The organism is Kitasatospora phosalacinea, assembly GCF_000717185.1.
GTDB classification, from domain to species: domain Bacteria; phylum Actinomycetota; class Actinomycetes; order Streptomycetales; family Streptomycetaceae; genus Kitasatospora; species Kitasatospora phosalacinea_A.
On record NZ_JNYE01000004.1, the window covers coordinates 130,985 to 139,319 of the forward strand.

8 protein-coding genes and 1 pseudogene are annotated in these 8,335 nt (G+C 78.5%); 5 read left to right on the forward strand and 4 right to left on the reverse strand.

Going from position 1 to position 8,335, the window contains the following annotated elements:
• Window positions 1-115 precede the first annotated feature (115 nt).
• The 3 genes and pseudogenes from OO57_RS44535 to OO57_RS03240 form a co-directional block, all read left to right on the forward strand.
• A pseudogene (locus tag OO57_RS44535) lies at window positions 116-763 on the forward strand (glycosyltransferase family 2 protein); the annotation flags it as partial.
• Window positions 737-1,426, forward strand: coding sequence for a TIGR04282 family arsenosugar biosynthesis glycosyltransferase (locus OO57_RS44540; protein WP_199811188.1), 690 nt, complete (start codon window positions 737-739; stop codon window positions 1,424-1,426). The pseudogene OO57_RS44535 and the gene OO57_RS44540, both read left to right, overlap by 27 nt.
• Before the next feature lie 163 nt (window positions 1,427-1,589).
• Window positions 1,590-2,264, forward strand: a complete 675-nt coding sequence (locus OO57_RS03240; RefSeq protein WP_106973884.1) for a methyltransferase domain-containing protein — start codon at window positions 1,590-1,592, stop codon at window positions 2,262-2,264.
• A 7-nt stretch (window positions 2,265-2,271) separates the two neighbouring features.
• On the opposite strand, the gene OO57_RS03245 is transcribed toward OO57_RS03240, so the two are convergent.
• Genes OO57_RS03245 through OO57_RS03255 form a run of 3 tightly spaced genes read right to left on the reverse strand, consistent with a single transcriptional unit; the run spans window position 2,272 to window position 5,147 of the window.
• Entirely contained in the window at window positions 2,272-2,877 is a 606-nt protein-coding gene (locus tag OO57_RS03245) for a cytochrome b/b6 domain-containing protein (protein ID WP_033250693.1), read from the reverse strand.
• Window positions 2,861-3,745 carry a molybdopterin-dependent oxidoreductase gene (locus OO57_RS03250; RefSeq protein WP_081973425.1) on the reverse strand — a complete coding sequence of 295 codons (885 nt, stop codon included), beginning with the start codon at window positions 3,743-3,745 and terminating at the stop codon, window positions 2,861-2,863. Before OO57_RS03250 ends, OO57_RS03245 begins: the two co-directional genes overlap by 17 nt.
• Window positions 3,746-3,797: 52 nt before the next feature.
• On the reverse strand, window positions 3,798-5,147 hold the full coding sequence (locus tag OO57_RS03255; protein ID WP_051776456.1) for a glycosyltransferase 87 family protein: 1,350 nt from the start codon (window positions 5,145-5,147) through the stop codon (window positions 3,798-3,800).
• 237 nt (window positions 5,148-5,384) lie between these two features.
• Here OO57_RS03255 and OO57_RS03260 point away from each other — a divergent pair, with 237 nt between their 5' ends.
• Entirely contained in the window at window positions 5,385-6,578 is a 1,194-nt protein-coding gene (locus tag OO57_RS03260) for a molybdopterin-dependent oxidoreductase (protein WP_418909871.1), read from the forward strand.
• 1 nt (window position 6,579) lies between these two features.
• The gene (locus OO57_RS03265) at window positions 6,580-7,026 is read left to right on the forward strand and encodes a hypothetical protein (RefSeq protein ID WP_033250694.1); all 447 of its coding nucleotides are present in this window, start codon (window positions 6,580-6,582) and stop codon (window positions 7,024-7,026) included.
• Window positions 7,027-7,060: 34 nt separating this feature from the next.
• Here OO57_RS03265 and OO57_RS03270 read toward each other — a convergent pair whose 3' ends face one another.
• Window positions 7,061-8,053, reverse strand: a complete 993-nt coding sequence (locus OO57_RS03270; protein ID WP_033250695.1) for a DUF389 domain-containing protein — start codon at window positions 8,051-8,053, stop codon at window positions 7,061-7,063.
• Window positions 8,054-8,335 lie beyond the last annotated feature (282 nt).

The window sequence follows — 8,335 nt, forward strand, 5'->3', positions numbered from 1 at the left end:
GGCCCGCCGTCCGGGCGGGTGCGCCGTACGACTTCCGTAAGGGCGCGGCTCGGCCGCGGCGGGGTCGGGCGTGGTTAGCGTGGCGGTCGTGACTCCTCCTCTTCTCCCGTCCTCGGTGGACGTGGTACTGCCCTGCCTGGACGAGGCGCGGGCGCTGCCCTGGGTGCTGGGCCGGGTGCCGGCCGGCTGGCGGGCGATCGTGGTCGACAACGGTTCGCGGGACGGCTCGGCGCAGCTCGCGGCCGAGCTGGGCGCGACGGTGGTGGCGGAGCCGCGCCGGGGGTTCGGCGCGGCCTGCCACGCCGGGCTGCTGGCGGCCGACGCCGAGTTCGTCTGCTTCCTGGACTGCGACGGGTCGTTGGACCCGGCGCAGCTGCCCCGGGTGGTCGGCCCGGTCGCGGCGGGCACGGCCGACCTGGTGCTGGGGCGGCGGCGGCCGGTCTCGTTCGGGGCGTGGCCGCCGCACGCCAGGCTGGCGAACCTGGTGCTGGCCGGTCGGCTGCGCGCGCTGACGGGCGCCGACCTGCACGACCTCGGGCCGATGCGGGCGGCGCGCCGGGAGCGACTGCTGGCGCTGGGCCTGGGCGACCGGCGCTCGGGCTACCCGCTGGAGGCGGTGCTGTCGGCGTCGGCGGCGGGCATGCGGATCGCCGAGGTGCCGGTGGACTACCGGCCGCGGGCGGGCCGCTCGAAGGTGACCGGGACGGTGCGCGGCACCCGGCAGGCGGTGCGCGACATGCGCGGGGTGCTCGCGGCCCCGCCGCCGACGCTGCTGCTGCTCTCCAAGGCGCCGCAGCCGGGCCGGTCGAAGACCCGGCTGACCCCGGCCTTCACCTTCGAGCAGGCCGCCGACCTGGCCGAGGCGGCCCTCGCCGACACCCTGGCCGCGCTCGCCCTCGTCCCGGCCGGCCGCCGCCTGCTGGTGCTGGACGGCGAGCCCGGCCGGTGGCTGCCGCCGGGCTGGGAGGTGGTGCCGCAGTGCGGGGGCGGCCTGGACCGCCGGATCGCCGCCGCCTTCGCCCACGCCGCCCGGCTCGCCCCGCGCGCCCCGGCCCTGCTGGTCGGCTCGGACACCCCGCAGCTCGACCCGGCCGTCCTCGCCGCGCCACTGTCCGCGGCGCAGCGCCCGGGCGCCGACGCCTGGTTCGGGCCCGCCGAGGACGGCGGCTTCTGGGCCCTCGGACTGGCCCGCCCGGACGCCCGCCTGGCCGAGCGGCTGCTGCACGGCGTACCGATGTCGACCGCCGCCACCGGCCGCCACGTCCTGGACCGGCTGGCGGCGGACGGCCTGGCGGTCCGCGAGCTGCCGACGCTGCTGGACGTGGACGGGCCGGACGACGCCGCCCGGGTCGCCGCGCTGGCCCCCGGCACGCGCTTCGCCGCCCGGCTGCGGGAGCTCGCCGCGGCACCCGGCCCGGCCCGGTGAGCGGCACCGCCCCGCGGCGGCCGCACCCGCGGGCCGACACCGCGCACGTGCGCCCGCCGTGCCCCCGGACGGACAGGCCCCGGACGGACAGGCCCCGGACGGACAGGCCCCGGACGGACGGACACCGGACGGACGGGCGCCCCGCTCCCCGGCAGGTGGACGCGTGAGCCCTCGCACCGCCCTGCGCAGCGGCACCGCCGAGCCGTGGGTCGACGACCCGTTCGGGCGGGCGGTGCGGGCCGGGCGGGGCCCGCTGTGGCTGCGCCGGGCGGACGGTTCGCGGCTGGCGCTGGAGGTGGAGCGCTGGTGCGCCCCGGCCGCCGGGGCGGACCACGGGCTGGTGCTGCGCTGCCTGGGCCTGTCCGCGCCGGTGCTGGACCTGGGCTGCGGCCCCGGTCGGCTGGTGGCGGCGCTGCTGGCGGCGGGCGTGCCCGCGCTCGGGGTGGACGTCTGCGCGGCCTCGGTGGAGCACACCGCCCGCCTGGGCGGTCTCGCGCTGCGCCGCTCGGTCTTCGACCGGCTGCCCGCCGAGGGCCGCTGGGGCGGCGTGCTGCTCGCCGACGGCAACCTCGGCATCGGCGGCGACCCGGACGCCCTGCTGGCCCGGGCGGGCGCGCTGCTCGCCCCGGGCGGCCTGCTGCTGGTGGAGACCGCGACGCAGGAGGTGGACGAGGTGGCGGACGTCCGGGTGGAGGGCCCGGACGGCGCCGGGCCACCGTTCCGCTGGGCGCGCTGCGGGCCCGCCGCGGCGCTGCGGCGGGCCCGGGCCGTCGGCCTGGAACGGGCGGAGCGCTGGGACTCGCACGGCCGCTCGTTCCTGACACTGACCCGTTCCTGACGGCGGGTCAGTCCGGTTCCGCCCACTGCGGGTGCTCGCGCTCGGCCCACTCGCGCTCGACGGCGCCGGTGCGCATGCCGCGCCGCGCCTCCGGGTCCAGGTAGGCCATCCGCAGGTGGCCGAGCACCACGGCGGCGACCGCGAACGCGAACCAGTCGTGGACGAAGGTCGCGCCGGTGCGCCACACCGCGGGCGCGAGACCGGTGAACCACATCAGCAGGCCGGTGCCGAGCATCACCAGCATCGTGCCGAGCGTCCACTGCGCGTACAGCTTCTGCCCGGCGTTGAACTTCCCGGCCGGCCGGGGCCCGGCCCGGCGGCGGCGCACGGTGCGCAGCCAGGTGCGGTCGGCGGCGGTGAACCGGCCCAGGCGCACCGCGTCCCGGCGCATCGCCCGGGTGGCCAGGGCCAGCAGCAGCGGCACCGGCAGCAGCAGGCCGCACCACTCGTGCACGGTGGCCACCAGCCTTCGGCGGCCCACGAGTTGTGCCAGCGGCGGCAGGTAGAGGCAGGCCGCGGTGGCCAGGCAGGTGAGCATCAGCACCGCGGTGACGCGGTGGGCCCGGCGCTGCGCGGGGGCGAAACGGGGGCGGCGGTCAGCTGGTGGGTGCATCGTCGCGTCCGTTCGATCGGCCGACCCAGGCGTCCACGTCGTAGCCCAGCCGCTCCCAGTACCCGGGGCGGACGGTGTCGGTGACGGTGATCGAGGACAGCCACTTGGCGGACTTGTAGAAGTACATCGGGGCGACGTACAGGCGCACCGGCCCGCCGTGCTCGTGGCCGATCGGCCGGTCCTGCATCCGCAGCGCCACCAGGACGTCGTCGCGGCGGGCCTGTTCCAGCGTCAGGCTCTCGGTGTAGGCGCCGTCGAAGCAGCCGAAGCGCACCGCGCGCCCCTCCGGCCGGACCCCGGCCGCGTCCAGCAGCGCGGACAGCGGAACGCCCTCGAAGGGCGTGGCGGGCACCCGCCACCCGGTGACGCGCTGCACGTCGTGGACGATCCGGCGCTGGGCGAGCGCCCGCAGGTCGGCCAGCCGCAGGGTGGCGGGCCGCTCCACCAGGCCGTCGACGGCGAGGGTGTAGTCGGCCTCCCCGCGCTCGGGCACCGACGCGGTCACCGAGTAGTACCGGAACCCTCCCCCGCCGGGCAGCGCCTGGCTCAGCCCCGTCGGATCGTTGCGCGCCACCGCGTCCTGCGCCCGCTGCAACCACGGCCCCGCCACGACCCCGGCCGCGCCCAGCCCCAGCAGCCCGAGCACCACCCGACGGCCGACCGGAGCGCCACGGGCCTCGTCGCCGTCGCCACTGCTGCCGCCGCTGCCGTCGCTGCTTTCACCGCTGCCGCGGTTGCCGCTACCGCCGTTGCCTTCACCGCCGCTGCTGTTGCCACGGTCGCCGCTGCTGCTGCCGCTGCTTTCACCGCCGCCGTCACCACGGCTGCCGCCGGTGCCGCTGCCATTGCCCTCGTTGTCGTCGTCCACGGGAGGATTCGACCAGCCCGAGCCGCCGCTGCCCAGGGGCGCGGGCGATCCGTCAGACTTCCGTCATCCGCGCGCCGACCGGTCGCGGCCACCGGCCGACCCGCCGGAGGGACGCCGCCGTGATCACCAGCAGGGCGGCGCCGTAGGCGAGTTGCTGCACCCGGCTGCCGCCCGCCAGGTACAGCAGCTGCCCGGCCGCGGGCACCGCCAGCCACTCCCAGCGGCCGTCCAGCGCCGCCAGGGCCACCACCAGCAGTCCGTACCAGGGGTAGGCGGGGGCGGCCAGCAGCAGCGCCCCGCCGGTCACCGTCAGCGCGCCGTGCCACGGTCGTGCCGGGTCGCCGTGCCGCAGCACCCGCCACACCAGGGCGGCGAGCAGTGCCGCCCCGGCCCACGGGGCGAGCCGGTCGGGCAGGACCAGGCGCAGCAGGCCGAACCGCTCCAGGTGGCCCTGCCGGTAGCCCTCCTCGCGCAGGTAGCCGGGCAGGTAGCCGAGCACCCCGGTGCCGGAGGCCGCCACGTACGGCAGGTAGGAGAGGACGAACACCCCGGCGGCGGTGGCGGGCAGCACCAGGTCGGCGCGGGCCGGGCGGCGGGAGAGCGCACCGGAGAGCGCGCCCGGCAGGGCCAGCGCGGGCAGCAGTTTCACCGCCGTCGCCGCGCCCAGCGCGGCGCCGCCCGCCGCGGACCGGCCGCGGGCCGCCCAGCCGAGGCCGGCCACCGTCAGCAGGGCGCCCAGGGTGTCGACGTGCGCGTCGTTGACCGCCCACACCGCGACCCCCGGGCACCAGGCCCACAGCGCGGCCCGCCGCCGTCCGCCCGTCACGGCCAGCAGCACGCCGGTGGTCGCCACCGCCAGCACCGCCCCGGCGGCCTGGGCGACCCGGACGCCGTCGCCGAACGGGTGCTGGGCGAGGAACCACGCCTCCGCCAGCGGCGGGTAGACCGTGTGCACGGCGGGCCGGTTGATCCGGGTGCAGGCCCCGTCGGCGGTGCGCCGCTCGTCCCACCCCGTGCAGCCGTCGCCGACCGGGAACCGGCCCGGGTCGCGCAGTCGGGCCAGTGCCGGGTCCTCGGGGGCGTGCGCGTAGGGGGAGACGCCCGCCGCCTGCACCTTGCCGTCCCAGCCGTAGCGGTGGGCGTCGTCGCTGGTCCGCGGCGGGGCCAGCAGTCCGGCCGCGGCGACCAGCACGCCTCCGGCCAGCACCAGCCGCGCCACCTGCCGCTGCGGCACCCGGCGCAGCGCGAGCAGGGACAGCCCGAACAGGACGGCGTCGGCGGCGTACCAGCCGTACAGCGGGGGGCGGTTGCCGAGGGTGCCGCCGGTGGTGAGGGTCAGCGCGAGGCAGCCGGCCAGGGCGGTGACGGCGAGGGCGCAGAGCGGGACGGGGCGTGCGGTCACCGGTCCACCCTCGCACCGCCGGTCGCCCGCACGGCCGTGGCGCGGTGGGCCGTACGGGTTCCGTAAGCACTCCGGGCCCGCCCGGCGCCCGTTCGGATTCCGTCAGCACACCGGACCCGCCCCGGCGCCCGTTCGGATTCCGTAAGCACGTCGTAGCGCCGCCGCGGCCGCCGGGCGCGCTTCGATGGGCCCGTGGACCCCGACCCCTCCCCCGCCCGGCGGCGCCTCGACCCGCCGCTGCCCGCCCCGCCCGCCGCGCTGCGACGCGGCCCGTTCCGTCCCGGCGCGTTCCGCTCCCCCGCGCACGGGCCGCGCACCGCGGTGGTGCTCGGCCGGTGGCTGGGCGCGGCGCTGCTGCTGTGCTTCGCGACCGGCCTGGTCAGCCACCTGCTCCAGGACCCGCCGTCCTGGCTGGCGGGCCGGTTGCCGTCCCGTCCGGTGAACGGCTACCGGCTCTCCCAGGGCCTGCACGTGGTGGCCGGGTTGGCCGCGATCCCGCTGGCGGGCGCGAAGTTGTGGACGGTGTACCCGCGGCTGTTCGCGTGGCCGCCCGCGCGCAGCGTGCTGCACCTGCTGGAGCGGCTGTCGATCGCGCTGCTGGTCGCGGCGGTGCTGCTGGAGCTGTTCACCGGGCTGCTGAACACCCTGCAGTGGTACCCGTGGCCGTTCCCGTTCCGGCAGACCCACTACTGGACGGCGTGGACGGCCGTCGGCGCGCTGCTGGTCCACCTGGCCGTCAAGGCACCGGAGATCGCCGCGCACTGGCGCCGCACCCGCTCCGCCCCGCTGCCCGCCCCGCTGCCCGGGCGACCGACCGGGCGGCCGACCGAGCGGCCGACCGAGCGGCGGGCCGTGCTCGCGGCGACGGCCGCCGCCGTCGGGGCGGTCACCCTCACCACCGCGGGCCAGTCCGTGCCCTGGCTGCGGAGCCTCGACCTGTTCGCCCCGCGCCGTCCCGGTTCCGGTTCCGGCACCGGCACCGACTCCCTCCCGGTCAACCGCACCGCCGCGCAGGCGGGGACCACCGCCGTCCCCGCCGACTGGCTGCTGGCCGTCGACGGCCCGGGCGGCTACCGGATCGGCCTCGCCGAGCTGCGCGCCCTGCCGCAGACCACCGCCGTCCTGCCGATCGCCTGCGTCGAGGGCTGGAGCGCGGACGCCCGCTGGACGGGCGTGCGCCTGGCCGACCTGCTGCGCCGCGCCGGGGTCCCGGCCGGCTCCACCGTCCGGATCACCTCGCTGGAGGCCGACGGCCCGTACCGGGTCACCGAGATGCCCGCCGCGTACGCCGACGACCCGCTCACCCTGCTGGCCCTCGCGCTCGACGGCCGTCCGCTGACGCCCGACCACGGCTTCCCGGCCCGGGTCGTCGCGCCGAACCGGCCCGGGGTGCTGCAGACCAAGTGGGTCGCCCGGATCGAGGCGGTCTGAGGTGCGGATCCTGCGCGGTGCCCTGCTGCTCGGCGGTCTCGCCCTGCTCGCCTGCGGCCTGGTGGGCCTGCTGACCGACCCGTACGTGACCGGGCCGCTCGGCGTGCTGCTGTGGGCGGCCGGGTTGGTGGCGCTGCACGACGGGCTGTGGCTGCCGCTGGTGTGCGCGCTCGGCGCGGCCGCGACGGGGCGGCCGGTGCTGCGCGGCTGGCTGGTGGTCACGGCGGCCGTGGGCGCGGTGGCCGTCCCGGCGGTGCTGCGGGCCGGGGACGACCACGGCAACCCGACCCTGCTGCCGCTGCCCTACCTGCGCAACTGGCTGCTGTTCCTGGTGGCGAGCGCCACCGCGGCAGCGCTCGTCGCCGCCGTCCGGCGGGGCGTCAGGCAGGGGTTCGGACGGGCGGGCCGGGCGCGTCGGGCGGGCCGGGCGCGTCGGGCGGGCCGCTGACCGGCCTGCCCGGTCTGCCGCCCGGTCTGCCGGGTCACTGACCGGCGCCCACCCGTCCGGCTTCGATGCGGCGGCCCTCGGTGGTGGTGACCACCACCGGCACGCCGTCCGGGACCCGGCCGCGCAGCGCGTCCAACAGGTCGGCGACGGGCGGGAGTTCGGCGGGGGTGCGGACGGCGACGTGCAGGGTGCGGGACTGCGCCCGGACGTCGACCACCTGCGCGCCGGGGGTCGCGGCGAGCCAGGCGGTGGCGGCGTCCGAGGTGCGGTTGGTCCACACGTGCACCAGGACGGTGCCGGTGGTGCTGGCGGCCAGCAGCAGGCCGACGGCGGCGAACAGCACGCCCAGGGTGGCGTAGGCGCGGCGCGGTCCCCGGTCGGCCGCGCCTGCACCGATCGCGGCGAAGACCACCATCCCGGCGAAGACCAGTGCCAGCAGGTTGGAGACGAACAGCACCAGCGCGCCCAGCGCCAGCCACCACGCGCCCTGCCCGGCACAGACGCCGACCACCACCAGCGGCGGCACCAGCGAGATCGCGATCGCCACGCCCGGCAGCACCGCGGCCACGTCCCGGCGGGCCAGTGCGACCGCGCCCGCGAAGCCGGTGGCGAGGGCGGCCGCGAGGTCGAGCAGGCCGGGCGAGGTGCGCCCGGCGATCTGGCTGTCCGCCAGCAGGTCGTAGCCGGACGGGACGACCAGCGAGGCCAGCGCCCCGACGGCCACCACCAGCGCGACGCCCCCGAGGACGAACCACCCGGCGCCGCCGATCCGGCGCCGCACCGCACCGAGCGCGATCCCCATGATCGGGGTGGACAGCGGGGCGATGATCATCGCCCCGATCACGGTCGCGGTGGAGTCCGTCAGCACCCCGCACGCGGCGATCACCGAGGAGAGCACCAGCATCGTCCAGAACGCCGACCGCTTGGCCCGCACCTCACCGGCCGACAGGTCGAGGTCCGCCCGCAGCTCCTCCACCGACCGCCGCTGCCGCTCCGGCAGCACCCACTCCCGCACCGAACTGATCATCCGATCAGTCTCCGTCGCACCGCCCCCGGAACCCCGGTCCGCCGCACTCCGCTCACCCGTCCGGCCGCGGCACCCCGTCCGGCCGCGGCACCCCCGCCCGGCGGGCCGCCGGGCCCGTCACCGGGACGACGGCCGACCGACCCCTGCCGGGCGCTCCGGGCCGGGCTCGGTCACCCCTGGTTCCGGTCGTCGTCGTAGGCGCTGGTGCCCTCGTCCAGCAGCGGGCCGTCCGCGGCGGGCTGCGGGTGCTTGAGGTGGGCGGGGGCCAGGGCGCGCAGGCCG

Coding starts and splice junctions, on each gene's coding strand:
- OO57_RS03270 (WP_033250695.1), bottom strand. CDS start 8,053: ATGATCAGTTCGGTGCGGGAGTGGGTGCTGCCGGAGCGGCAGCGGCGG.
- OO57_RS03245 (WP_033250693.1), bottom strand. CDS start 2,877: ATGCACCCACCAGCTGACCGCCGCCCCCGTTTCGCCCCCGCGCAGCGC.
- OO57_RS44540 (WP_199811188.1), top strand. CDS start 737: ATGCGCGGGGTGCTCGCGGCCCCGCCGCCGACGCTGCTGCTGCTCTCC.